The sequence below is a fragment of the Brevundimonas sp. genome, from assembly GCF_031412435.1.
Taxonomy (GTDB): Bacteria; Pseudomonadota; Alphaproteobacteria; order Caulobacterales; family Caulobacteraceae; genus Brevundimonas.
In genome coordinates this window covers 1-24,059 of record NZ_JANODA010000086.1, presented here as the reverse complement: position 1 = coordinate 24,059, position 24,059 = coordinate 1, and the positions used below count along the sequence as shown (strand labels likewise).

The following is a 24,059-nucleotide window of genomic DNA, read 5'->3' as shown; positions in this document are numbered from 1 at the left end:
GGTCTTACGCCGCGACTTTGCGCGAGGCCGACAGGGTCGAGAAATAGACATCTTCCAGACCGCCCGGCACGGGCTCGAAACCCTCGCCCGGACGACGATCCGACAGGACGTGGATCACGGTCTTGCCGGCGAACAGGCGGGTCGAGATGACCTCGTGTTTGGCCCGGTGATCGTCCAGCGCCTCCTTGTCGATGGTCTTCTTCCAGACCCGGCCGTTCAGTTGTTCCATCAGATGGGCGGGGGCGCCCTCCAGCTGGATCTTGCCGCCGGCCAGAACGGCCATGCGCGGGCACAGGTCGGCCACGTCCTCGACGATGTGGGTCGACAGGATGATGACCACATTGTCCGCGATCTCGGCCAGGAGGTTCAGGAAGCGGTTGCGCTCCTCGGGGTCCAGGCCGGCCGTGGGCTCGTCGACGATGATCAGTTTCGGATTGCCGATCAGGGCCTGGGCGATGCCGAACCGCTGGCGCATGCCGCCCGAGAAGCCGGCGATGGCCTTGTTCCGCACCGACCACAGATTGGTCTGCTGCAGCAGGGTCTCGACCGTCTGTTTGCGGTCCTTGCCCGAGGCGATGCCCTTCAGCACGGCCATGTGATCGAGCATGTCGTAGGCCGAGACGCGTGGATAGACGCCGAAATCCTGGGGCAGATAGCCGAGGGTCCGACGCAGCTTCTCCGGATCCTTGATCACGTCGATGCCGTCAAAGTCGATCGAGCCCGAGGTCGGGGTCTGCAGAGTCGCAATCGACCGCATAAGCGTCGACTTGCCCGCGCCGTTGGGGCCCAGCAGGCCGAACATGCCGTTCGGCACGCTCAGGGACACATCATCCAGCGCCCGCGTCCCATTGCCATAAACGTGGACGAGATTCTTGATCGTAAGCATGAGCAGCCCCCTGACAGTCAAGTGACCTTGTCACGGCCCTTGCAGGGCTGCAAGTTACGATCGTGTCAGGAAAGCGGCGCGCGGGTCAGTGTGAAGCCGCCGGAGGTCGCCTCGAACGCATCCTCGCCGGTGCGACGGAAGGCCATCAGGACGGCGCCGTCAGCCGCCAGCATCTCGAACCCGCCCGCCGTGGCGCGCCAGCTTTTCGCCTTTGCAGCGTCAGGGATGCCGCAGTTCTCCGCCAGAACCGGACGGACGCCGTCGATCACCAGGTTGGCCAACGATACGCTGCATCGCGCCCCGCCAGGCCCGCGCAGAGCCCAGTAGCCAGCAACCTGATCGACCGCGAGCGCCCGCTCCTGAGGCTCCGACGACGCCGGCGGCGCGGCGCATCCGGTCATCAGGATCGCCCCGGCAATGGCGGAGATGATGGTTCGGTCACGGTTCATGCGTCCCTCTTCAGGCGATCAGCTTCCGCCGGGATCACGGCGGCGGCAAGGCGATCAGTCCGCCTTAACCCTCAGCCGGAACGCATGGAGCAGAGGCTCGGTGTAGCCGCTCGGCTGGTCCACCCCCTCGAACACCAGGGCCCGCGCCGCCTGATATGCCAGCGACCCGTCGGGATCGGGCGCCATCGGCCGGTACAGGCGGTCGCCCGCATTCTGGCCGTCCACCTTGGCCGCCATGCGCAGGAAGGCCGCGTCGACCTGCGCCGCAGTGCACACTCCGTGCAGCAGCCAGTTGGCGATATGCTGCGAACTGATCCGCAGGGTCGCCCGGTCCTCCATCAGGCCAACGTCGTGGATGTCGGGCACCTTGGAACATCCCACGCCCTGGTCGATCCAGCGCACGACATAGCCGAGGATGCCCTGGGCGTTGTTGTCCAGCTCGTCCCGAACCTCCTGCTCCGACCAATTGGCGCCGTTCGCGAGTGGCGGGGTCAGCAGATCCTCCGGACCCGGCGTCGGGCGCTGCGCCACATCCTTCTGGACCGCGAAGACATCGACCGCATGATAGTGGAGCGCATGCAGGGTCGCGGCCGTCGGGCTGGGCGTCCAGGCCGTATTCGCCCCGGTACGCGGATGGCCGATTTTCTGCTCCAGCATGTCGGCCATCCGATCGGGGGCCGCCCACATCCCCTTGCCGATCTGGGCCCGCCCCGACAGGCCGCAAGCCAGCCCGATGGCGACGTTGCGCGCCTCATAGGCGGCGATCCATTTCGAGGATTTGATATCGGCCTTTCGCACCACGGGTCCGGCCTGCATCGCCGTATGGATCTCGTCGCCGGTGCGGTCGAGGAAGCCGGTGTTGATGAAGACGATCCGGTCCTTCACGGCATGGATACAGGCCGCCAGATTGGCCGAGGTGCGCCGTTCCTCGTCCATCACCCCGACCTTGATCGTGTGGCGCGCCAGACCCAGCAGGTCCTCGACCGCATCGAACAATTTGTTGGTGAAGGCCGCCTCGTCCGGGCCGTGCATCTTCGGCTTGACGATATAGACCGACCCCGCGCCCGAGTTCGTGAACCCTCCGAGACCCTTCAGGTCGTACATCGCGATCAGGGACGTCACGATGGCGTCGAGGATCCCCTCGGGCGCCTCGGTCCCGTCCGGCAGGTGGATCGCCGGATTGGTCATCAGATGGCCGACGTTCCGCACGAACAGCAGGGACCGTCCCTTCAGGGTCACAACCCCGCCGCCCCCCTCTGGAGTATTGGGCGCGGTGAAGGTCCGGTCGGGCTCCAGCGTCCGGTGCAGGGTCTGGCCGCCCTTCTGGAAGCTGGCCGAGAGGTCGCCCTTCATCAGGCCCAGCCAGTTGCGGTAGGCCGCGACCTTGTCCTCCGCATCCACCGCCGCGACCGAATCCTCGAGGTCGCAGATGGTCGACAGGGCGCTCTCCAGCACCACGTCCGACAGGCCCGCCGGATCGCCGGCGCCGATGGCGCTCGAGCGGTCTATGACCAGTTCGATATGCAGGCCGTTGTTGACCAGCAGGATCGAGGTCGGCGCCGAGGGCTCGCCCAGATAGCCGACGAACTGCGCCGGATTCTGCAGCCCGGGAACCAGCTTCCCGGCCTCGACCGACCAGCCGGTCACCTGTGAATGCGATCCGGTTTCCAGCGGGACCGCCTCGTCGAGGAAAGCCCTGGCCCGCGACACCACCCGGGCTCCACGCGCGGCGTCATAGGGGCCGCCCGTCGGCAGGTCACCGAGCGCGTCGGTACCGTAGAGGGCGTCGTACAGACTGCCCCAGCGCGCATTGGCTGCGTTCAGCAGGAAGCGGGCATTCAGGATCGGCACCACCAGCTGCGGCCCGGCCAGCCGCGCCAGTTCGTCGTCCACCTTTTCCGTCGTCACCGAGAAGGGCGCGGGCTCATCGACCAGATAGCCGATGTCGCGCAGGAAGCGTTCGGTCCCGGCCGGATCGTGCGGCTGGCTCTTGCGGTCGCGATACCACCCGTCGATCCGCGCCTGCAGATCGTCGCGCCGCTTCAGCAGCTTGCGGTTCTCCGGCGTGAAGCGGGCGAACACCCCGGCGACCCCGGTCCAGAACCCGTCCGCCCCAATGCCGAGGCCGGGCAGGACCTCGTCCTCGATGAAGCTCGCCAGTTCGGCGGCCACGGACAGGCCGGCGCGGTCGTGATGGGTCATGCGGATCTCCTGCGCAGACCGGCTGGGGAGGCGGCCTGTAACAATGCGTGATCGCACTAGAGCCGACCGCCAGCGGGGCTGCAAGGGCCGATGCGGATGACACCGGTGACAGCCCACCCTTGCGCACCCTACTCTCTCATCCGTGCACCCCGGCGAAGGCCGGGGTCCAGATGGAAGACACCGTCAGATGATCAGCAAGACCGACGCCCGATCCGAACCTTCGACATCCGTGATCTGGACCCCGGCCTTCGCCGGGGTGCACGGTGAAGGGGGATGAACCGTCGTTCCCTTCTCGCCGCCGGTCTGATCCTGCCGACGCTCGCCCTCCCGGTTCGGGCCGAGACCCATCCCGTCGTCGCCACCACCAACGGCCCGGTGCGCGGCCAGACCGACGCCGGCGTCGCCGTGTTCAGGGGGCTGCGCTACGGCGCCGACACCGGACCCCGCCGCTTCCAGCCGCCCGTCCGCCCCACCTCATGGACCGCCCCCGCCGAAGCCTTCGCCTATGGTCACGCCAGCCCGCAGGGGGGGGGCGAAGCCAGTCAGTCCGAGGACTGCCTGTTCCTGAACGTCTGGTCGCCCGGCCTCGATCGCGAGCGGCGTCCGGTCATGGTCTATATCCACGGCGGCGCCTATTCGAACGGCTCGGGCTCCAGCCCGCTCTATGACGGGGCCCGGCTGGCGAGGCGCAACGACGTGGTCGTGGTGACCCTGAACCACCGCCTCAACCTGTTCGGCTACGCCTATCTGGCCCGCATCGCCGGCGCGCCCTTCCTCGACAGCGGCAATGCCGGCCAGCTCGACCTGCACCTCGCCCTCGAATGGGTGCGCGACAATATCGCGGCCTTCGGCGGCGATCCCTCCCGCGTCATGGTCTTCGGCCAGTCGGGCGGCGGGGCCAAGATCGCGACGATGATGGCGACGCCGTCCGCCGCCGGCCTGTTCCACCGGGCCGCCACGATGAGCGGCCAGCAGGTCACCGCCTCCGGCGCCTGGAACGCGACCCGCCGGGCCGAGGCCTGGCTCGATGCCCTCGGCCTGCCGAAAGACCGCGCCGCCGAGGCCGCGACCCTGCCGGTCGAGGCCCTGCTGAAGGCCTCCGAAGCCACCGACCCCGTGCTCGGCTTCGGCGGCCTCTACTGGGGGCCGGTGCTGGATAACCGCAGCCTGATGCGCCACCCCTTCTATCCCGACGCCCCGTCGCAGTCGGCGCACATCCCGATGATCATCGGCAACACCCACGACGAGACCCGCGCCTTCCTCGGAAACGACCCGGCCAATTTCGCCCTGACCTGGGACGACCTGCCCGGGAAGATGACCAACCGCGAGTTCCGCATCGATGTCGCGCCCGAACCCGTCATCGAAGCCTATCGCCGGATGTATCCGGACTACACGCCGTCCGACGTCTTCTTCGCCGCCACCACGGCGGCCCGCAGCTGGCGCGGCGCGGTGATCGAGGCGGAGGCGCGTGCGGCGTCAGGGTCACCGGCCTGGGTCTATCAGCTCGACTGGACCTCCCCGATCGACGGCGGCCGACGCGGGGCCATGCATACCGACGACATCCCCCTGGCCCTCGACACCGTCATGGCGACCGGCAGCCGCGCCCAGGGCCCTGAAGCCCAGCCCATGGCCGACCGCCTCTCCCGGGCCTTCGTCGCACTGGCCCGCGACGGCGATCCGAACCACGCCGGCCTGCCGACCTGGACGCCCTATGATCTCACGCGGCGCCAGACGATGATCATGGACGCGCCGACCCGGATGGAGGACGATCCGCGCGGCGCCGAACGCCGCCTGTTCGCCGCCATCCCCTATATCCAGCCCGGAACCTGATGGCCCAGCCGCCCGCCCCGCCCGCAGCCCGCCCGCCGTTCCGGCTGGTGAGGTTGCACGGCGTGCTTCTGGCCGGACTGGCCGCGGCGGTGATCATCGCCCTGGCCGCCCCGGCCGAATGGCGCTGGACCGTTCGGCTGGCGGCGGGCTGGGACGCGGGCGTGGCCCTGTTCCTGATGCTGACCTTCCTGAAGCTGGCCCGGACCCGGTCGGTCGACGCCATCCGCGCCCGGGCGGCCGAACTTGACGAGGCCGGTGTCGCCGTCCTGCCGCTGAGCCTCCTGGCTGCGGCCGCCAGCGTGGCAGTCGTGATCTCGGAAGCCGCCTCGGGATCCACCGCGATCGGCAAGGGCGTCGAGGCCCTGCTGACCCTCGGCACGGTCGCGGCCTCATGGCTGTTCGTCCACGTCCTGTTCGGCCTGCACTACGCCCATCGCTTCTATGCGCCCGAAGCCGGGGGCGATCGCGGCGGCCTGCTGTTCCCCGGCGACGATCAGCCCGACTACTGGGACTTCCTGCACTTTTCCCTGATCATCGGCGTGGCCTCCCAGACCGCCGACGTGCAGATCGCCGATCGCGGCATCCGGCGGCTCTCGACGATCCACAGCGTCACAGCCTTCGTGTTCAACACCGTGCTGGTGGCCCTGGCGGTGAACCAGGCGGTCAGCCTGATCTGAGCGGCCTGGCGGCCTAGTTCGCGGCAGGTCGGCCGCCCTCGGCCCACTCCGGCGTGAAGTCGCCGTCGGCCATGGCCTTCAAGGGCTGGACCAGGGACTGGATGGCGTTGGTCATGAAGGGGATGTCGAGGTTCTCGATCGTGTCCTCGGCCGTGTGATAGGTCGGGATGGTGGCCCAGCCGGAGATGGTGTGGGCGACGATGCCCTGGAGCGCGAGGGCGTAGTTGTCCGAACGCTGGAAGAAATTCTGTTCCGGATAGGGGTCGGGACCGATCAGGGCGCCGCGGTCCTTCAGCGCCGCGCCGAAGTTCGAACGCTCGAAGCCGGTCATCATCATCACACCGGCCGGAAGCTGCGGATCCTGGTCGCCGATCATCTCGATCTCGAGGTTGGCGGCGATGTCGGTCAGGGGGATCGGCGGATGGGCGACGAAATAGCGCGAGCCGAGCAGGCCGGCCTCCTCCGACCCATAGGCGACGAACATGATGCTGCGTTCATGGGGGCCCGAGGCGGCCAGGGCCTTGGCCAGTTCGATCACCGCCACCGTGCCCGAGGCGTCGTCATTGGCGCCGTACATGACCACCCCGTCCGAACGGACGCCGATATGGTCGAGGTGGGCCGAGATCATCAGGACGCCGGCGGAGGGATCGGTCCCCTGCAGCCAGCCGATGGCGTTGGAGGTGAAGCCCTGCTCCACGTTGGACTGGCCCGGATCGTAGGCTGCGGTTCCGCCAGCGGCCGCGAGCCGGTCGTAAGCCTCGGGCGCGACGACCAGGACCACCGGTCCGACGCGCGGCGTGGCGTCGGCCAGACGGATGACCGGGTCGCGCGAGCCGTTGTCGCCGGTCGCCGCCGCCAGGGCCTCCGTCCGGCGCAACAGGATCAGTTTCGCGCCGCTGCGCATGGCGGCGCCGAACAGGGCGCGCACGCCGGGTCCCTCGGCGGGCGCGATCATCAAGGTCTCGCTGCCGGACGGCAGGGCGGCCGGATCGGACGCCACCGTCACGACGCCCGAGGCCGCGTTGAGCCCGCCCGTCAGGATGGCGAAATCGGCGCCCTGGGTCAGGGTGGTCCCGCCGAGGGACACGGTCGCGGCGCCGGACGGCGTGGTCTTCACCACCGGGGCGCGCTGGACGTAGCCGGTCATCCCGGGAACGGGCGTCAGGCCGGCGAGGCGGAACTGGGCGGTGACATAGGCGGCGGCGATGGCTTCGTCGCGCGTGGCGCTGCCCCGGCCCTGCAGTTCCTCCCCGGCGAGGAAGCCGATGTGGGCGGCGACCGAGTTCTGCTCGATGACCGGCGCCTGCTGCGCGGTTTGAGCCAGAGCGGGCGCGGACGCGGCGAGCAGGGCGATCAGGGAGACGGCGGCGAGGGACAGGCGCTTCATGGCGGGCTCCGGGAGAACAGGACCGCAGGCGTAGGGGTCCGACCCTGAAACGGTCAAGCCGGATCTGGGGCAGTTGTCGCTGGACGCCGCGCCCGCCCCGATCTAGGCGGTGCGAACCTCAGCCGGAGCTCCGCCATGAAGCGCCCTTCCCCCAAACGCCTGGCGCTCGCCGCCGTCGCAGCCCTGATCGTCGGGGCCGGCGGCCTGGCCACCGCAACCCGGGTCGACGCCTGGGGATCCACCGGCCACCGCACCATCGGCGTCGCCGCCATGCGCGGCCTGTCCGAAGAACTGCCGGCCTTCCTGCGCAGCCCGGGCGCCGTGGCCGAGGTCGGCGAACTGTCGCGCGAGCCCGACCGCACCAAGGGCGCCGGCCAGCCGCACGACCGCGAGCGCGACACGGCCCATTTCGTCGACCTGGACGACAACGGCCATGTCATGAACGCCTCAGGCCCCACCCTGTCCGAACTGCCGACGCTGAAGAGCGAATACGACGCGCAGCTCCTCGCTGCGGGCATTGAGGTCAACGACGCCGGCTACCTGCCCTACGCCATCATGGACGGGTACCAGCAGCTGGCCCGCGACTTCGCAACCTGGCGGGTGCTGAACGCGGCCGAGGCCCGCGAACCAGATCCGGGCAAGCGGGCCTGGTACCGCGAGGACCGTCTGCGCCGCGAGGCCCTGATCCTGCGCGACATCGGCTATCTGTCGCATTTCGTCGGCGACGGCTCCCAGCCGCACCACATGTCGATCCACTACAACGGCTGGGGCGACTATCCGAACCCGGAAGGCTTCACCAACGCCCGCAGCACCCACGGGGCGTTTGAGGGCGCGTTCATCCGTCGCAACACGCGGCTGGACGCGGTCGAGGCGGCCATGCCGGCGCCGAACCTCGACGGGTTCGATCTGCGGGCCCGCATGGCGACCTATCTGAACAGCACCCTGGCCGAAGTCATTCCCTTCTACCGGCTGGAGAAGGCCGGCGCCTTCGCCGCCGACGCTGAAGCGGCCGTCCTGACGCCCGGCGCCGCGTTCGCGACGGCGCGGCTGGCGGCGGGCGCGGCCGAACTGCGCGACCTGATCACCCTCGCCTGGCGCGACGCGGGCACGCAGTCGATCGGCTGGCCGGCCGTCAAGGTCGCCGAGGTCGAGGCGGGCACGGCCGACCCCTGGCTGGCCATGATCGGCGAGGATTGATCCCGCTTGGCTGAACCTGTCCCACCCGTCGTTATTCTCGATCGGTCGCAGATGGCCGAGAACATCGGCGCGGTGGCGCGCGTGATGGCGAACTTCGGGCTGGACCGTTTGCGTCTGGTCAGCCCGCGCGACGGCTGGCCCCAGGACCGGGCCTGGCCCCTCGCCTCCGGGGCCGACTGGGTCCTGGACGGGGTCCAGGTGTTCAACAGCGTGGCCGCCGCCGTGGCCGACCTGACCACCGTCTTCGCCACCACCGCCCGCCCGCGCGAGACCCGCCAGCCGGTGCGGACACCGCGCGAGGCCTCCCGCGTCCTGTACGATGACGCCGCCTCCGGTCTGGGCGTCGGCCTGCTGTTCGGCAGCGAGCGGGCCGGGCTCGAAACCTCCGACATCGCCCTGTGCCAGGGCATCACCACCATCCCCATCGACCCGCGCCACCAGAGCCTGAACCTGGCCCAGGCCGTAGCGATCAACGCCTATGAGTGGCGCACCCTGGTGCTCGACGCCCCGCCGCCGAACTTCCGCGACGCCGAACCCCCGGCCCCGGGCGAGCTCCAGCTCGGCATGTACGAACATCTGGAGAAGGAGCTGGACGCCGCCGGCTTCTTCCATCCGCCGGAGAAGTTCCGCTCCATGAGCCAGAACCTGCGCGTCATGCTGGGCCGTTCCGCCTTCACCGCCCAGGAGGTCGCGACGTTTCGCGGCGTGATCACGGCCCTGTCCAAGGGTAGAGGACGGGTGCTGGAGCGGTTGGCCCGCGAACAGAAAACCAAGGATCAGACATGAAAACCCGCGCCGCCGTCGCCTTTGAGGCCAAACGCCCGCTCGAGATTGTCGAGGTCGATCTGGAGGGCCCGCGCGCCGGAGAGGTCCTGATCGAGATCAAGGCGACCGGCATCTGTCACACCGACGCCTATACGCTGGACGGTCTGGACTCGGAGGGCATCTTCCCGAGCATTCTGGGCCACGAAGGCGCGGGCGTCGTGGTCGAGGTCGGGCCGGGTGTGACCTCGGTCGCCGTCGGCGATCACGTGATCCCTCTGTACACGCCGGAATGCCGCCAGTGTAAGTCGTGCCTGAGCCGCAAGACCAACCTCTGCACCGCCATCCGCTCGACCCAGGGCAAGGGTGTCATGCCCGACGGCACCTCGCGCTTTTCCTACAAAGGCCAGGCCATCGCCCACTATATGGGCTGCTCGACCTTCTCGAATTACACGGTGCTGCCCGAGATCGCGGTGGCGAAGATCCGCAAGGACGCCCCGTTCGACAAGGCCTGCTACGTCGGCTGCGGCGTGACGACCGGCGTCGGCGCCGTGGTCAACACGGCCAAGGTCGAGCCGGGCGCCAACGCCGTGGTCTTCGGCCTGGGCGGCATCGGGCTGAACGTCATCCAGGGGCTGAAGATGGTCGGCGCCGACATGATCATCGGCGTGGACATCAATGACACGAAGGAGGAGTGGGGCCGCCGCTTCGGCATGACCCATTTCGTGAACCCGAAAAACGTCTCCGACGTCGTCGCCCATCTGGTCGAGCTGACCGGCGGCGGGGCCGACTACACCTTCGACTGCACTGGCAACACCGTGGTCATGCGCCAGGCGCTGGAGGCCTGCCACCGCGGCTGGGGCGAGAGCATCGTCATCGGGGTGGCCGAGGCCGGCAAGGAGATCTCGACCCGCCCGTTCCAGCTGGTCACCGGCCGCGTCTGGCGCGGCTCGGCCTTCGGCGGCGCGCGCGGCCGGACCGACACGCCCCAGATCGTCGAGTGGTACATGGACGGCAAGATCGAGATCGACCCGATGATCACCCACACCCTGCCGCTCGAACGGATCAACGAGGCCTTCGACCTGATGCATTCGGGCGAGAGCATCCGTTCGGTGGTGGTGTTCTAGAGCTTGCGCCGTCGAGATAGTTGTTTAAAAAAACTATCCATACCTGAGGGAGGAAAAACATGTTCACGCACCTGACCGTGGGAGCCAACGACATCGAGGCGTCGCGCAAATTCTATGACGCGGCCCTGGGCGCGCTCGGCATTCCGGCGTCGACCGGACCGGATCCCAAGGGCCGGTTCTGGTGGCGCACGGATCGGGGGGCCTTCGCCATCGGCAAGCCGATCGACGGCGAACCCGCCTGCCACGCCAACGGCGGCACCATCGGCTTCCATGCCAAAGACGAGGCGATGGTGCAGGCCTTCCACGACGCCGGCGTCGCTGCCGGCGGCCGTTCGATCGAGGACCCGCCCGGCGAGCGCAACGGCGCCTTCGGTCGCCTGAACCTCGCCTATCTGCGCGACCCGGACGGCAACAAGATCTGCGCCATGCATCGTCCGGGCTGATGCAGATTCTGAAGGCCCATGCCGTCCACGGCGGGACGCTGAAGTATCTGCGGCACGACAGCGTCTCGACCGGCACGCCGATGACGCTGTCGGTCTTCGTTCCGGGTGGCGAGGGTCCGTTCCCGGTGCTGATCTGGCTGTCCGGCCTGACCTGCACCGAGGACAATTTCACCACCAAGGCCGGGGCCTATGGGGCGGCGGCGGAGCATGGGGTGATCATCGTCGCGCCCGACACCTCGCCGCGCGGCCCCGATCTGAAGGGCGAGGCGGTGGCGGACGATCCGGCCTATGACCTGGGTCAGGGCGCGGGCTTCTACGTCGATGCGACGCAGGCGCCGTGGGCCCCTCATTTCCGCATGGAGACCTATGTCACCGAGGAACTGATCGGCCTGATCGACGCGCAGTTCCCAACGACGAAGGCCCGCTCGATCAGCGGCCACTCGATGGGCGGGCACGGGGCGCTGACCCTGGCGTTGCGTCACCCGGAGCTGTTCCGTTCGGTCTCGGCCTTCGCGCCGATCGCCTCGCCGACGCGCTGCGCCTGGGGCGAGAAGGCCTTCACCGCCTACCTCGGCGACGACCGTGCCGAATGGGCGCAGCACGACGCGGCCCTGCTGATCGAGGCCGGCGCCGCCCGCGGCCATTTCGATGACATCCTGATCGATCAGGGTGACGCGGACTCATTCCTGGCCGAGCAGCTGAAGCCCGAGCTGCTGGTCGCGGCCGGTGAAACGGCGAGCCAGGGGATCTCCCTGCGCATGCAGCCCGGCTACGACCACTCCTACTTCTTCATGGCCAGCTTCATCGCCGACCATGTCGCCTTCCATGCGGAAAGACTGAAGCGATGACCGACGCGACCTACGACGACCTGTTCGCCGCCCTGTGCAACGAACTGGGGCACTGCCTGCACGACAAGGGTCAGAAGAAGGTGATCGCCGCCCTGCCGTCCGGCCTCGACGCGACGGTGAAGGTGGTGCTGGAGGCCGACGGCGTCGACTTCCTCAACGCCCCGGGAAGCCTGAAGCGGGCGGTGCGCGATTGCCTGAAGGCCAATCTGCCCGCCGACACCCTCTAGGCGATCGCCAGCGCGCCGACGGTCGTGGTGAAGCGGCGGTTCGGATAAAGGCGAAGGGCCAGCCGTTCCGCAGGCTGCGTCGGCAGGCCCGCATCTGTCGCGGACTGAATTTCAGTATCTGCTGCCGGATCGCGGGGCTTCCTGTCGAAAATTTCAAGGCAGGCCGCAGCGCGCGTGATGAATTTGACGCCTCTAGTGGACATCGGGGCGAGGTTTCGTTCTTCGTTCTCTTTCGAGATAGAATGAAAGATGAGATTTCCTTCCCGGGATATTTCCCGTTCGGAAGAACAACGGCCCATGAATACCGATGTTCCATTTTTAGTTTCCGGCTCCGTACACGGCTGCCCGGTTTTTGGCGCCTGAAGCCATTGGCTGCGGACACAGGGCGCCTACATGCACGTTACGGATTCATCGAACACAAGGAACATCTCCTCATGGCCTTCACCCTGCCGCCGCTGCCCTACCCCTATGACGCGCTGGAGCCCGCCATCGACAAGGAGACGATGACCTTCCACCACGACAAGCATCATCAGGCCTATGTCGATAACCTGAACAAGGCCGTCGACGCCGATGCGGGCCTGCAGGGCAAGTCGCTGGAAGCGCTGTTCGCCTCGATCTCGACCGCGCCCAAGGCCGTCCGCAACAACGGCGGCGGGCACTGGAACCACGCCCTGTTCTGGGAACTTCTGGCCCCTGCCGGTCAGGGCGGCGAGCCTTCGGCTGAACTGGCCGCCGCGATCGACCGCGACCTCGGTGGCCTCGACAAGTTCAAGGAAGACTTCAACGCCGCCGGCGCCGGCCAGTTCGGCTCTGGCTGGGCCTGGCTGATCGTCCAGGACGGCAAGCTGAAGGTCACGTCCACCCCGAACCAGGACAACCCCCTGATGGACGTCGCCGAACAGAAGGGCGCCGTCGTCCTCGGCGCCGACGTCTGGGAACACGCCTATTACCTGAAGTACCAGAACCGCCGTCCCGACTACCTCGAGGCCTTCTGGACCGTGGTGAACTGGAACAAGGCCAACGCACTGTTCGCGGCCGCCACGGCCTGATCGAGGCCGATCTGCAACAGGCGGCGGATCGTGAACGAGCTTCACGGTTCGCCGTCTGGCGTCCTGTCCGCATCGACCTATCTGAGCGGGGCCATTCGTTCTCCCCAAGGGATGCCATGACCACCCAGTTCAAGCTCGCCGCCGCCCTGATCCTGTCGGGCCTTATCGTCGCCGGATGTCAAAAGCCTGCGGAGAAGGCCGAAGGGCCCGCCGCCCCGGCCGTCCAGCCGACCGCCAGCACGGACGTCTACCCCTTCACCATCGGCGAGCTCCAGGCCGTCGCGCTGAAGGACGGCGACCTGGCGCTCGACAACGTCACGGGCCAGAGCCCCTGGGCGGACAACGCCGGGGTCGCCGAGGCGCTGCGTCCCACGGGCGATGCGAAGATCCATCTGTCGATCCAGCCGCTGCTGATCCGGGGCGACGACAAGGTCGTGCTGATCGACACGGGCGCGGGCGGCCAGATGGGGACCGCCAACCGTCTGCCGACGTCTCTGGCCGCCGCCGGGGTCCAGCCGGGCCAGATCACGGACATCCTGATCTCGCACGGCCACGGCGATCACGTCGGCGGCCTGGTGTCGAACGGCGCCCTGACCTACCCGAACGCCACGATCCGGATGAGCGCCGCCGAATGGACGGCGTTGCAGGCCGACGCCGAACTGACCGCCCTGATCCCGGTCATTACGCCAAAGGTCGAGACCTTCGAGCCCGGGGCCGAACTGACCCCCTCGATCACCGCCGTCTCCCTGCAGGGCCACACGCCGGGCCACACGGGCTACGAGATCGTCTCCGGTCAGGACCGGCTGCTGTATCTGGGCGACGCCCTCCACAGCTCGGTCATCTCGGTCGAGCGGCCGGAATATGTGAACCAGTGGGACTTCGATTCCGACGCGGCCATCGCGACGCGGCTGGCCATCCTGGGGCGTGGTGCGACGCAGAGCCTGCGCACCTACGGCGTCCACTTCCCCTTCCCCGGCCTCGGCACGTTCCGACGCCAGGAAGACGGCTTCGTCTGGGTCCAGGAAACGCCCGCCCAGCCTTGACTCCATAGGGCGGGGAACGCATAAGCCGCCCCTTCACGCGCCTGACCCCGGTCCGGCGCGCGAATTCACTACGGACGATGCGTGGACCGCCGTTGAGATCGTCCCTCCATTCGCGGAGGGGCCGGGCCGCATCATTTAAAAGAGAACAGAATGTCGAAGCGCCATAGCGCCAAGTATAAAATCGATCGGGCCATGGGTGAGAACCTGTGGGGCCGCGCCAAGTCGCCGGTCAACAAGCGTTCCTACGGTCCCGGCCAGCACGGCCAGCGCCGCAAGTCCAAGGTCTCCGACTTCGGCCTGCAACTGAAGGCCAAGCAGAAGCTCAAGGGCTACTACGCCAACCTGACCGAAAAGCAGTTCCGCAAGACCTATGACGAGGCCGCTCGCCGCAAGGGCAACACCTCGGAAATCCTGATCGGTCTGCTGGAAGCCCGTCTGGACGCCACGGTCTATCGCGCCAAGTTCGTGCCGACCCCCTGGGCCGCCCGTCAGTTCGTCAACCACGGCCACGTCACCGTCAACGGCAAGAAGGTGAACATCGCCTCCTACCGCCTGCGCGTCGGCGACGTCGTCGAGGTCAAGGAAAAGTCCCGCAACATGGCGCTGGTGCTCGAAGCCCAGCAGTCCGGCGAGCGCGACATCCCCGACTATCTGGAACTGGGCGACCGTGGCTTCTCGGTCCGCTTCGTCCGCTTCCCCGAACTGGCCGACGTGCCGTTCGCGGTGAAGATGGAGCCGAACCTGGTCGTGGAATACTACAGCTCGTAAGGCTTCGCCTTCCGCGCATTCTTTTTGGGCTACCGCGCGTTCGCGCTGCTTGAGCCAGAAGGCTTTGAAGGCCCCGGAGAAATCCGGGGCCTTTTTCGTTCGCGCCGGACACTGTAAGACTGGAGCGGTCTCACAGAGTCCGGTGCGTCCATGTTCCTGCTCTCGCTCCTGATCCCCCTCGCGCTTGGCCAGGAGGCGACGTCGGATCCTCTGGCTCAGGTCATGAAGGCGCAGGCGCAGACCTATTCGATGACAAGACCGTCGCCGGGCATCCATTTTTCGCCTCGCGCCGCGGCCGCCTATGCGGTGGTCTCAGGGTGCGTGCCAGCCGTGATGACGGGCAGGCCGGCAACCGAGTTCTTCCAGACCGCGGCCTCCCGCCGAGGTGTCGATGAGGACGGGCGCTACACGGTCTCGGTTCAGGTCCACCTGAAGGAAGAGGCCAACGGCGCCTGCACCGTGACCTCGACCGCCGGCGAGCCGGCGCAACTCCGCGAGGCGGTGTTGAGCGCTCTGGACGACCTGGGTGCGGTTCGCACCACTGCCGCCGATACAGGAGCCTATTCGCTCGATTCCATCGGATCGTTCCGACAGGAGTTGCACTGTCTGACCCTGAACGATCAGGCCTTGTTCCTGGTCCTGTCGACGTCGGCGGCCCGCAATCGGCCAAAGCTTCAGGCCAGCCTGGGTCGGGATGTCGAGGGCAGCTGCCCCCGCAGATCCGACTCCTGATATTTGAACGTGCGTGGAATCGCGATCTGAGCGATACTGTCCGGACGGATCCGGGACCAAGGGCATGAAGAGAACGATCGTCATCGTGACGGGCGGCCTGGCGGTGATGCTGGCGCTGAGCAGTTGCGCCCTGTTCAGGCAAGCCCCCATGCGCACGGTCGCCATGCCGGGCCAGGTGGAGCCGATCCACGCCGCGGCGATCACGCGCGACCTGGCGGTCTTTTGGGTCAGCTCCAACGGCTGCACCGACAAGGATGACCTGCGGCCTGTCGTGGATCACGTGGGCGCAGGCTCGACCATCACCCTGCGCCGGATCGAGCAGGATGACTGCGAGACCCCGATCGCCGACGGCGTCGAGGTCATCTGGTCGTTCGAGGAACTGGGCCTGACGCCGGGTTCGCGGGTGTCGGTCAACAACCCCTACCAGCTGCCGTCCACCATCCCGACGACCTAGAGCCTGATCGGCTGAGGTGGAATCGCTTCTCGATTCCGCTGATGCCGTGAATCAGGCTCCGGGTTTAGGCTAGAGCATGACTCACGCTTCATGTCGGACCCGCGAAGCGGGTCCACCAGAAACGATCATGCTCTAGGCGGTCCCACTCTCGGCCAGCGAGGGGTTCTCGACGGCCACGAGCTGGCTGTGGATCACCGAGATGACGACGCCGTGGCCCGGGCTTTCGACCTGGATGCGGGCATGAAGCTGCTTGGCCAGGGCCTCGACGATGCTGGTGCCCAGGCCCGGCGTCGCGCTCGCCGCGTCCTTGGGCATGCCCACGCCGTCGTCGCGGACCGTCAGGGTCCAGTTGGGCCCGTGGCTGCTGTACCCCACCACGATCGAGCCGGAGCGGCCGCCGGGGAAGGCGTGCTTCAGGGCGTTGATCACCAGTTCGGTGACGATCAGACCCAGGCTGACGGAAACATCTGCACTGGTTGAACTGTCATCGGCCTCGACCCTCAGCGACAGGCGCGCGGGATCATGGATCATCGAGGCGGCGATGCTCTTGCACAGCTGGGTGAAGTAAGGGGCCAGTTCGACTTCGCCGAGGCGTGATGTGGCCAGTTGCTGTTGCAGGGCGGCGACTGACATGACGCGGCTGTGAGCGTCCTTCAGATGAACGCGGGTCTCGTCGGAGTTCGTCTTCTTGGCGCTCTGAAGGATGACACTGGCGATGATCTGAAGGCTGTTCGCCACGCGGTGCTGTAGCTCCTGCAGCAGGATCGCCTTCTCGCGCAGCAGGTCGTCCTTCTGCTTTTCGTCCTCGCGGGCGGCGGTGACATCCTCGACGGTCAGCAGAAGGCGGACGGGGGCGCCGTCCGCATAGGCGAGGCGCTGGGCGTTGATGACCAGGCAGCGCACACCCTGGCGCGGACCCTTCATATCCATCTCATAGGCATCAATCGCGGCGTCGCCTGCGGCGGTCGCTTCCAGCAGCACGCGAAGTTGAGGCTTGTTCCATTCGCCGGTGCCGATCTCGCCCAGGAAACGGCCGACGACCCGATCGGGATCGACGTCGAAACCGCGGCAGAACGAGGCGCTGGCCGCGATCACCTTCAGGGACTGGTCCAGAAGCAGCAGCGGCGCGGTCGAGGATCCGACGACGGCGAGCGCGAGGCTCATAGGACCGTCAGGATGCAGAGGCGGGTGGGCAGCCATGGCTGACCCTTCAGGTGATCCGGAGACTCGCGACGCGAAAGTCATACCCGGCCGAGCTTTTGGGAGATTCTGGGGGACCGATTTTCTGAAACCGCCCCACGTTATTAAATAACTCTACCATAAGCGAAACGTTGCGTGCGAATAAAAAGCACCGGACTTAAAGTGGAATCGTGTCCGCCAAGGTGAAGCTTGCAACGAATATTGAGAGCTCGTCAGCGGCGCTCAAAGGTCGGCAGCATGTCCGCCGGAATGCGTGTCGGGCGCATGGTGACGGCATCGACGAGGCACCATTCGGAGACACCCTGGGCGCACAGCCGGCCCTGGCCGTCCTCGATGCGGACGTAGCGGGCGAAGCGCGGCCCCTGCGGATCCCCGACCCAGGTGCGGGCCACAGCGGTATCGTCCGGCATCAGGGGGCGCAGGTAGTCTATCTCGTGACGCAGGGCGACCCAGGACCATCTGGCCCGCGTCGCTTCGTCGAAGCGCGCATTCCAGTGGGCGGTGCCAGCCTCCTGCAGCCAGCCGACATAGACGACGTTGTTGACGTGGCCGTTGTCGTCGATGTGCTCGGGTCGGATCTCCAGCTGGACCTCAAAGGTCTCGCGGTCCTCGCGCGGGGTCAGAGTCTTGCGGGCCAAGGTTCAGGCCCCCGACTATTCTTGCCCGAGCGGCACGCCTTTTTCGACCATCAGGGCGGTCAGCTCGCCGGCCTGGAACATCTCGCGCACGATGTCCGAACCGCCGACGAACTCGCCCTTCACATAAAGCTGCGGGATGGTCGGCCAGTCGGTGAAGCTCTTGATCCCGTCGCGCAGGCCGTCGTCCTGCAGCACGTCGACGCCGACGAAGGGCGCGCCGACATGGTCGAGGATCTGGACGGCCAGCGAGGAAAAGCCGCAGCGCGGGCTGTCGGGCGTGCCCTTCATGAACAGGACGACGTCATGCTGGGCCACGGTCTGGGCGATGAAGGCGTGAACCGGATCGGCGGCGGTATCGAGAGCTTGGTCGGACACGGGGGAGACGCCTTTCGTTGCAGGCGTCAGCTAGGGACGGCGGGGACGCCGGTCAAGGGACGCGACCCTCAAGCCTGCGTGTCCGGACCGCAACCTATGCCGCGACTCTGGCCATCTCGATCTGGGCGGCGAGGCCCGGAGGCATGTCGCGCTCCGGCACGCTGGCGAGGGCGTTGAGACGTTCGGCGTCGCGCGCGGAGACCAGCACGCTGGAGATGGCGGGGTCGGTCATGGCGTGGGCCAGGCAGATGGCCTCGGCGGTCCAGTGCGGCGTGCGATGCAGGAAGGCGAAGGTGCCGGCGTGCGCCAGCGGGTTGTCCTTGGTCTTCGGGCCGCCGAAACCGAACAGCCCCTTCTTCGGCTGATGGACCGTCGCGGCCTTCTTCTCGGTGTCGAGTTCGGCCGGGAAATAGTCATAGGCCAGGATGGCCATGTCCTGTTCGCGCGCGGCGCGGACCCGTGAGCGGATCTTCCAGTCGACGTTGACGTGGAACGGCGTGCCGAGAACGTCGAAGGCCCCGGTCGAGACGTAGGTGTCCATCACGTCGCCGGAGCCCGAGACGCCGAGATAGCGGACCCGTTCGGTGGCGCGCAGGGCCTTCAGGGCGTTCAGCGAGCTTTGAGGCAGTTCGTCCTCGCCGGGCTCTTCCAGCAGGGCGACGTCGATCCAGCCGAGACCGGAGACATGCAGGCAGCGGTCGATGGCGCCGGTCATGCCCTCGGCCGAGAAGTCGCGCGCCGAACCCCGGCGGCCGTCGCCGGCGCCCAGTTCAAGGCTGACGTTCAGAAGCTTGCGATCCACGTTGCTCAGGGCCTGGCCGACCACCTCGGCGAGCACCGGATCGGCCGTCTCCAGCCGGTAGGAGTTGATGCCCGCCTCCAGCGCCGAAAAGATCAGTTCGTTGGCGGCGTTCACGCCCCGCGAAAGGGCATCGACGCCGAGATTGAGCGTCAGGGTCGAGATGGCGGCGCCGGAGACGCCGAAGGGGCGATAGCGCATGGCGGATCAGCCTGTCGTGGAAGGGGCGGAGGTTTCGAGCGCGAGGGCGTGCAGTGCGCCGCCCATGTGGCCCTTGAGCGCGGCATAGACGAGCTGGTGCTGCTTCACGCGCGGCAGGCCGGCGAAGGCGGTCGAGATGATGCGCGCCTTGTAGTGATCGCCGTCGCCCGCAAGGTCGTCGATCGCGATCTCGGCGTCGGGAAACGCCTCGATCAGATAGGCATGCAGGGTTTCGACGGGCATCGGCATGGCGACGACAATGGCCCGTAAACCTTAATGTGAGGCTACGGATCTTCGGATCCGCCCGGCGGGTTCAGGTGCTCGTCGCGCCGGGGCGTTCGAACAGGATCACGGGCGCGGTCTTGTAGGTCGTGCGCGCGTACTCCCGAAACCCCGTCCGCGCCGCCAGCACGAGCGAGGGCGTGTTGGTCGGGTCGATCATGCAGACCGTCTTGGGAGCCTTCAAGACCGCGTCGCACCAGCGCAGAGCGGCATCCAGGGCCTCCTGAGCCAACCCCTGCCCATGAAAACGCGGCGCGATGCCCCAGCCCATCTCCGGCGCATCGAACGGGGGGTCCAGCACGCGTTTGAAATCAAGCGCGCCCACGCTGCCGACATGGTCTCCGGTGTCGGCAAGCCTGACCGTCCAGTTGCCATAGCCACGCACTGACCACTGGCCCACGTCGCGCAACAGCCTCATCCAGACCTCTTCGGCGTTGCGACCGCCCGGCGCGATGAACCGGGTGAAGGCCTCGTCCCGCCACAGGGCGACGAGATCGTCATAGTCGTCAGGCGAGGCGGGAGTCAGGGTCAGGCGAGCGGTGGTCAGTACGGTCATCGTATCATCCTAGCCTCAAACGCAGCGGCCGCGCCAAGACCTGCCCAGCAGTTACATCAACCCCTGTTGCTTGAAGCTGGTCACGCCCTCGCGGCCGACGATCAGGTGATCGTGGACTTCGAGGCTCAGTGATTTCGCGGCCTGGACGATCTGCCTGGTCATGTCGATGTCGGCGCGGCTGGGCGTCGGGTCGCCCGACGGATGGTTGTGGACCAGGATCATGGCGGCGGCGCTGACCTCAAGCCCCCGGCGGACCACCTCGCGCGGATAGACCGGGGCGTGATCGACCGTGCCGCGGTTCTGGATTTCGTCGAGGATCAACTGGTTCTTCCTGTCGAGATAGAGGACGCGGAACTGTTCGCGCGGCTCATGCTGCAGGGCGACACGGACGTAGGCGAGCAGGGCGGTCCAGGACGAGATGACGGGGCGTTTGACGGCCGGCTCCAGGGCCACGCGGCGCGCGACCTCATGCAGTGCGGCGAGGTCGAGCGCCGTCTCCATGCCGACGCCCTTGATGCGGCCCCGGGTGTCCTCGGTGCGGACGGTCATCAGGTCCTCGACGGAGGCGGCGAGAACGGCGGCGAACGATCCGAACCGCGACAGCAGGGCCTTGGCGATCGGCTTCACGTCGCCCTGCGGCTGGCTGCGGAACAGGAACAGCTCCAGCAATTCGTAGTCGGGCAGGTGATGAAGGCCGGCGGTACGCGCACGCTCACGCAGCCGTTCACGGTGGCCCGCATGGTGCGGGGCGACCCTGGCGGCGGCCGTCGTCGGTTGATCGTCCTGATCGGCCACGCCGCCCCCTGCAGACACGAGGTCAGGCTAGCGGGTGTCGGGCGGGGTTTCTAGTTCGGGTTGAACAGGCCGGCCGGGCTGGCGGTGAAGATCTCGACCCCGTCCGCGGTCACCCCGACCGTGTGCTCGCACTGGGCCGACAGGGACTTGTCGCGGGTCACGGCGGTCCAGCCGTCGGACAGAACCTTCACGTGCGGCTTGCCCAGGTTCACCATCGGCTCGATCGTGAAGAACATGCCCGGCTTCAGGACCGCGCCCTCGCCCTTCCTGCCATAGTGCAGGACGTTGGGGCTGTCGTGGAACAGACGGCCGATGCCGTGGCCGCAGAAGTCGCGCACGACACTCATCCGGGCCGCCTCGACGTGGCGCTGGATGACGAAGCCGATGTCGCCGAAGGTATTGCCGGGCTTCACCTGCTCCAGGCCGAGGGCCAGGGATTCATAGGTGACATCGACCAGCTTCTTCACGCGCGGCGCCACATTGCCCACGGCGTACATGCGGCTGGAATCACCGTGCCAGCCGTCGACGATGACGGTGTGGTCGATGTTGACGATGTCGCCGTCCTTCAGCACCCGGTCGCCCGGGATGCCGTGGCACACCACGTGATTGATCGAGGTGCAGACCGTTTTCATATAGCCCTTGTAGCCGAGGCAGGCCGGCAGGCCGCCGCGATCCAGGGTGAACTGGCGGATACGGTCGTCGATCTCCTGGGTCGTCACGCCGGGCACGACGAAGGGGGTGATCATGTCGAGCGCCTCGGCGACCAGACGGCCGGCGACCCGCATGCCCTCGAAATCCTCGGGCTGATAAAGGCGGATGGCGCTGGTCCGCGTCCAGGTCTCGGCGTCCAGCTCAGGCGTTTCGTACATTCGGCGGTCTCAAGGTCGCGCTGGGCAGCGCCATCGGGGGTCAGATGGGCAGTGTAGCACGGTTCCTCAAGGCTTTTCAGGGGCCGCGACAGTCAGGCCCTTGTGGCCGGGCCGGGGCGGCGTAGGTGTGGCGCATGACCCAGGCCTCACCGACCGCCGCCGTACTCATCATCGGCGATGAAATCCTGTCCGGGCGGACGGCCGACACCAATCTGAACACCATCGCGCGCTTCCTCGGCGCGCTGGGCGTCGACCTGATGGAAGCGCGGACAGTCGGCGATCGACCGGGCCAGATCATCGAGGCGCTGAACGCGCTGAGGGCGGGACACGACTATGTCTTCACCACCGGCGGGATCGGCCCGACGCATGACGACATCACGGCCGACTGCGTGGCGGAGGCGTTCGGCGTCGGGATCGCCGAGCGGGCGGACGCTCTGGTGATCCTCGAGCGGCGCTACGGCGATGAGTTGAATGAGGCACGGCGTCGGATGGCGCGGATTCCCGACGGCGGCCTCCTGATCGCCAACCCCGTGACGGACGCGCCGGGATTTCAGATAGGCAACGTCTTCGTCATGGCGGGGGTGCCCAGGATCATGACTGCGATGCTCGAAGACGTGGCGCCGAGGTTGCGCACGGGGGTGGTGGTGCATTCCCGGACATTGAGGGTCATCGGCGTCGGCGAAGGCGCGATCGCGGCGCCCCTGGCCGAGGCGGCGAAGGCAGAGCGCGACCTGTCGTTCGGCAGCTACCCCTTCGGCGCCGGGTCGGACGGCGAGATCGGCACGAACCTGGTGGTGCGTGGCCGGGATGCGGCCAGGGTCGAGGCGGCGGTCGCGGCCCTCGCCGAGGTGCTGGCCGCAGCCGGTGTCGTGACCGCGCTCCAGACGTGAAAACGGCGGGCCTCTCGCAAGGCCCGCCGTCATCAATTCAGTTCAGAGCCTCAGCCCTTGGCGGCATAGCCCTTGCCGCCGTTGGACGGGCGACGGCCGCGCGGGCGACGGCGGATTTCGCCGTCGGGCTTGGCCTCGGCCCCCTGGTTGCTGGAGGTGGGGCGGTTGGCGATCGCGGCCGAACGGGCGCGGTCGGCCGCCAGCGGGTCGAACGGCTGGGTCGAGGCCAGCGGCCGGTCGCCCCGGTCGGCGTGATGCGTGCGGTCGCCCTGGCCGCCACGCGGGGCGCCCTTGCCGCGCACACGGTGCGGCTGGCCGCCGTGCTCCTTCTTCACACCGTCGCGACGCGGATTGCGCGGGCCGCTGCGCTCGCCGCGCGGACGGTCCTCACGGTCGGGCATCGTCGCCTTGGTGCCGACGCCGGCGGCCATGATCGACTGGTCCAGCAGGCCCAGCGACTTGTCGTTCCGACGGTCGGTCGCCGGGATCTTCTGGCGGGTGACCTTCTCGATGTCCTTGAGCAGCTTCATCTCGTCGCCGGCGACGAAGCTGATGGCCGAGCCGTCGGCTCCGGCGCGGGCCGTCCGGCCGATGCGGTGGACATAGGCTTCCGGCACGAAGGGCAGTTCGAAGTTCACGACGTGCGAGACGCCGTCCACATCGATGCCGCGCGCGGCGATGTCGGTGGCGACCAGCACACGCAGCTTGCCGGCCTTGAAGGCGGCCAGGGTGCGTTCACGCTGGGGCTGGGACTTGTTGCCGTGGATCGCGCCGGCCTGGACACCGCCGGCTTCCAGATAGGCCGCGACCTTGTCGGCGCCGTGCTTGGTCTTGGTGAAGACCAGGCAGCGGGTGAAGTTGTCGTCGGCGAACATCTCGGTCAGCAGGGCGCGCTTGCGGCCCTGTTCGACGTGGATGACCGTCTGGTTGATGCGCTCGACCGTGGTCGACTGCGGCGTGACCTGGACCTTGACGGGCTCCTTCAGGAGCTCGCCGGCCAGCTTGCCGATTTCGGTCGGCATGGTGGCGGAGAAGAACAGGTTCTGGCGCTTGGCCGGGATGCGGCTGACGATCTGGCGGATCGGCTTGACGAAGCCGAGGTCCAGCATCTGGTCGGCCTCGTCGAGGACGAAGATCTCGGTCGAGGACAGGTCCAGGGTCTTCTGCTGCATGTGGTCGAGCAGACGGCCGGGGGTGGCGACCAGGACGTCGAGGCCGGCCTGGATGGCGCGTTCCTGCGGGCCGTACTTCACGCCGCCGAAGACGACCGCGACCTTGAAGCCGAGGTGACGGCCATAGGCCTTGAAGCTGTCGGCGATCTGGCTGGCCAGTTCGCGCGTCGGCGACAGGATCAGGCAGCGCGTGGTGCGCGG

The 24,059-nt window shown here is 67.6% G+C and carries 28 protein-coding genes; 14 read left to right on the top strand and 14 right to left on the bottom strand.

The window, feature by feature from the left end; genetic code table 11:
- Nucleotides 1-4: 4 nt before the first annotated feature.
- The 3 genes from RMO01_RS17120 to RMO01_RS17110 form a co-directional block, all read right to left on the bottom strand.
- A complete protein-coding gene (locus tag RMO01_RS17120; protein WP_309630274.1) occupies nucleotides 5-886 on the bottom strand; it encodes an ABC transporter ATP-binding protein in 882 nt (293 codons plus the stop codon).
- A gap of 65 nt (nucleotides 887-951) precedes the next feature.
- A complete protein-coding gene (locus RMO01_RS17115) occupies nucleotides 952-1,335 on the bottom strand; it encodes an AprI/Inh family metalloprotease inhibitor (protein WP_309630273.1) in 384 nt (127 codons plus the stop codon).
- Between the two features lie 54 nt (nucleotides 1,336-1,389).
- Entirely contained in the window at nucleotides 1,390-3,537 is a 2,148-nt protein-coding gene (locus tag RMO01_RS17110) for a malate synthase G (protein WP_309630272.1), read from the bottom strand.
- Between the two features lie 273 nt (nucleotides 3,538-3,810).
- On the opposite strand from RMO01_RS17110, the gene RMO01_RS17105 reads away from it, so the two are divergent.
- Together RMO01_RS17105 and RMO01_RS17100 are read left to right on the top strand one after the other, a co-directional pair.
- The gene (locus RMO01_RS17105; RefSeq protein ID WP_309630271.1) at nucleotides 3,811-5,367 is read left to right on the top strand and encodes a carboxylesterase/lipase family protein; all 1,557 of its coding nucleotides are present in this window, start codon (nucleotides 3,811-3,813) and stop codon (nucleotides 5,365-5,367) included.
- Complete coding sequence (locus RMO01_RS17100; protein ID WP_309630270.1) at nucleotides 5,367-6,044, top strand: DUF1345 domain-containing protein; 678 nt, start codon at nucleotides 5,367-5,369, stop codon at nucleotides 6,042-6,044. Before RMO01_RS17105 ends, RMO01_RS17100 begins: the two co-directional genes overlap by 1 nt.
- Nucleotides 6,045-6,057: 13 nt before the next feature.
- On the opposite strand, the gene RMO01_RS17095 is transcribed toward RMO01_RS17100, so the two are convergent.
- Nucleotides 6,058-7,431 carry a M20/M25/M40 family metallo-hydrolase gene (locus tag RMO01_RS17095; RefSeq protein ID WP_309630269.1) on the bottom strand — a complete coding sequence of 458 codons (1,374 nt, stop codon included), beginning with the start codon at nucleotides 7,429-7,431 and terminating at the stop codon, nucleotides 6,058-6,060.
- Nucleotides 7,432-7,566: 135 nt separating this feature from the next.
- Here RMO01_RS17095 and RMO01_RS17090 point away from each other — a divergent pair, with 135 nt between their 5' ends.
- Genes RMO01_RS17090 through RMO01_RS17065 form a run of 6 tightly spaced genes read left to right on the top strand, consistent with a single transcriptional unit; the run spans nucleotide 7,567 to nucleotide 12,035 of the window.
- Complete coding sequence (locus RMO01_RS17090; protein ID WP_309630268.1) at nucleotides 7,567-8,628, top strand: S1/P1 Nuclease; 1,062 nt, start codon at nucleotides 7,567-7,569, stop codon at nucleotides 8,626-8,628.
- Between the two features lie 6 nt (nucleotides 8,629-8,634).
- Nucleotides 8,635-9,414, top strand: a complete 780-nt coding sequence (locus RMO01_RS17085; RefSeq protein ID WP_309630267.1) for an RNA methyltransferase — start codon at nucleotides 8,635-8,637, stop codon at nucleotides 9,412-9,414.
- A complete protein-coding gene (locus tag RMO01_RS17080) occupies nucleotides 9,411-10,517 on the top strand; it encodes an S-(hydroxymethyl)glutathione dehydrogenase/class III alcohol dehydrogenase (RefSeq protein ID WP_309630266.1) in 1,107 nt (368 codons plus the stop codon). The genes RMO01_RS17085 and RMO01_RS17080 overlap by 4 nt, the downstream gene beginning before the upstream one ends.
- 59 nt (nucleotides 10,518-10,576) lie before the next feature.
- Nucleotides 10,577-10,960 carry a VOC family protein gene (locus RMO01_RS17075; RefSeq protein ID WP_309630265.1) on the top strand — a complete coding sequence of 128 codons (384 nt, stop codon included), beginning with the start codon at nucleotides 10,577-10,579 and terminating at the stop codon, nucleotides 10,958-10,960.
- Nucleotides 10,960-11,808, top strand: a complete 849-nt coding sequence (fghA, locus tag RMO01_RS17070; RefSeq protein WP_309630264.1) for an S-formylglutathione hydrolase — start codon at nucleotides 10,960-10,962, stop codon at nucleotides 11,806-11,808. The genes RMO01_RS17075 and fghA overlap by 1 nt, the downstream gene beginning before the upstream one ends.
- Nucleotides 11,805-12,035 carry a hypothetical protein gene (locus RMO01_RS17065; protein WP_309630263.1) on the top strand — a complete coding sequence of 77 codons (231 nt, stop codon included), beginning with the start codon at nucleotides 11,805-11,807 and terminating at the stop codon, nucleotides 12,033-12,035. The genes fghA and RMO01_RS17065 overlap by 4 nt, the downstream gene beginning before the upstream one ends.
- On the opposite strand, the gene RMO01_RS17060 is transcribed toward RMO01_RS17065, so the two are convergent.
- Nucleotides 12,032-12,334 carry a hypothetical protein gene (locus RMO01_RS17060; protein WP_309630262.1) on the bottom strand — a complete coding sequence of 101 codons (303 nt, stop codon included), beginning with the start codon at nucleotides 12,332-12,334 and terminating at the stop codon, nucleotides 12,032-12,034. The genes RMO01_RS17065 and RMO01_RS17060 overlap by 4 nt on opposite strands.
- A gap of 135 nt (nucleotides 12,335-12,469) precedes the next feature.
- Here RMO01_RS17060 and RMO01_RS17055 point away from each other — a divergent pair, with 135 nt between their 5' ends.
- From RMO01_RS17055 to RMO01_RS17035, 5 genes are all read left to right on the top strand, one after another.
- A complete protein-coding gene (locus tag RMO01_RS17055; RefSeq protein ID WP_309630261.1) occupies nucleotides 12,470-13,084 on the top strand; it encodes a superoxide dismutase in 615 nt (204 codons plus the stop codon).
- Between the two features lie 116 nt (nucleotides 13,085-13,200).
- Entirely contained in the window at nucleotides 13,201-14,127 is a 927-nt protein-coding gene (locus RMO01_RS17050) for an MBL fold metallo-hydrolase (protein ID WP_309630260.1), read from the top strand.
- Between the two features lie 150 nt (nucleotides 14,128-14,277).
- Entirely contained in the window at nucleotides 14,278-14,895 is a 618-nt protein-coding gene (gene rpsD, locus RMO01_RS17045; RefSeq protein WP_292152148.1) for a 30S ribosomal protein S4, read from the top strand.
- Nucleotides 14,896-15,045: 150 nt separating this feature from the next.
- On the top strand, nucleotides 15,046-15,627 hold the full coding sequence (locus tag RMO01_RS17040; RefSeq protein ID WP_309630259.1) for a hypothetical protein: 582 nt from the start codon (nucleotides 15,046-15,048) through the stop codon (nucleotides 15,625-15,627).
- Between the two features lie 64 nt (nucleotides 15,628-15,691).
- A complete protein-coding gene (locus RMO01_RS17035; RefSeq protein WP_309630258.1) occupies nucleotides 15,692-16,081 on the top strand; it encodes a hypothetical protein in 390 nt (129 codons plus the stop codon).
- Nucleotides 16,082-16,213: 132 nt separating this feature from the next.
- Here the strand turns inward: RMO01_RS17035 and RMO01_RS17030 are convergent, their stop codons facing one another.
- The 8 genes from RMO01_RS17030 to map form a co-directional block, all read right to left on the bottom strand.
- Entirely contained in the window at nucleotides 16,214-17,245 is a 1,032-nt protein-coding gene (locus RMO01_RS17030) for a histidine kinase dimerization/phosphoacceptor domain -containing protein (protein ID WP_309630257.1), read from the bottom strand.
- A gap of 248 nt (nucleotides 17,246-17,493) precedes the next feature.
- The gene (locus tag RMO01_RS17025; protein WP_309630256.1) at nucleotides 17,494-17,919 is read right to left on the bottom strand and encodes an acyl-CoA thioesterase; all 426 of its coding nucleotides are present in this window, start codon (nucleotides 17,917-17,919) and stop codon (nucleotides 17,494-17,496) included.
- 15 nt (nucleotides 17,920-17,934) lie between these two features.
- Nucleotides 17,935-18,294 carry a Grx4 family monothiol glutaredoxin gene (grxD, locus tag RMO01_RS17020; RefSeq protein ID WP_309630255.1) on the bottom strand — a complete coding sequence of 120 codons (360 nt, stop codon included), beginning with the start codon at nucleotides 18,292-18,294 and terminating at the stop codon, nucleotides 17,935-17,937.
- A 94-nt stretch (nucleotides 18,295-18,388) separates the two neighbouring features.
- A complete protein-coding gene (locus tag RMO01_RS17015) occupies nucleotides 18,389-19,294 on the bottom strand; it encodes an oxidoreductase (protein ID WP_309630254.1) in 906 nt (301 codons plus the stop codon).
- 6 nt (nucleotides 19,295-19,300) lie between these two features.
- A complete protein-coding gene (locus tag RMO01_RS17010; RefSeq protein WP_309630253.1) occupies nucleotides 19,301-19,543 on the bottom strand; it encodes a BolA family transcriptional regulator in 243 nt (80 codons plus the stop codon).
- 64 nt (nucleotides 19,544-19,607) lie between these two features.
- Nucleotides 19,608-20,132: a GNAT family N-acetyltransferase gene (locus RMO01_RS17005; RefSeq protein ID WP_309630252.1), complete on the bottom strand. Its 525-nt coding sequence runs from the start codon at nucleotides 20,130-20,132 to the stop codon at nucleotides 19,608-19,610.
- Between the two features lie 51 nt (nucleotides 20,133-20,183).
- Nucleotides 20,184-20,927 carry a RadC family protein gene (gene radC, locus RMO01_RS17000; protein ID WP_309630251.1) on the bottom strand — a complete coding sequence of 248 codons (744 nt, stop codon included), beginning with the start codon at nucleotides 20,925-20,927 and terminating at the stop codon, nucleotides 20,184-20,186.
- Nucleotides 20,928-20,977: 50 nt separating this feature from the next.
- On the bottom strand, nucleotides 20,978-21,796 hold the full coding sequence (gene map, locus RMO01_RS16995; RefSeq protein WP_309630250.1) for a type I methionyl aminopeptidase: 819 nt from the start codon (nucleotides 21,794-21,796) through the stop codon (nucleotides 20,978-20,980).
- Between the two features lie 134 nt (nucleotides 21,797-21,930).
- Here map and RMO01_RS16990 point away from each other — a divergent pair, with 134 nt between their 5' ends.
- Nucleotides 21,931-22,686 carry a molybdopterin-binding protein gene (locus RMO01_RS16990; protein ID WP_309630249.1) on the top strand — a complete coding sequence of 252 codons (756 nt, stop codon included), beginning with the start codon at nucleotides 21,931-21,933 and terminating at the stop codon, nucleotides 22,684-22,686.
- Between the two features lie 50 nt (nucleotides 22,687-22,736).
- Here RMO01_RS16990 and RMO01_RS16985 read toward each other — a convergent pair.
- A partial coding sequence (locus RMO01_RS16985; protein WP_309630248.1) for a helicase-related protein occupies nucleotides 22,737-24,059 on the bottom strand: 1,323 nt, incomplete at its 5' end.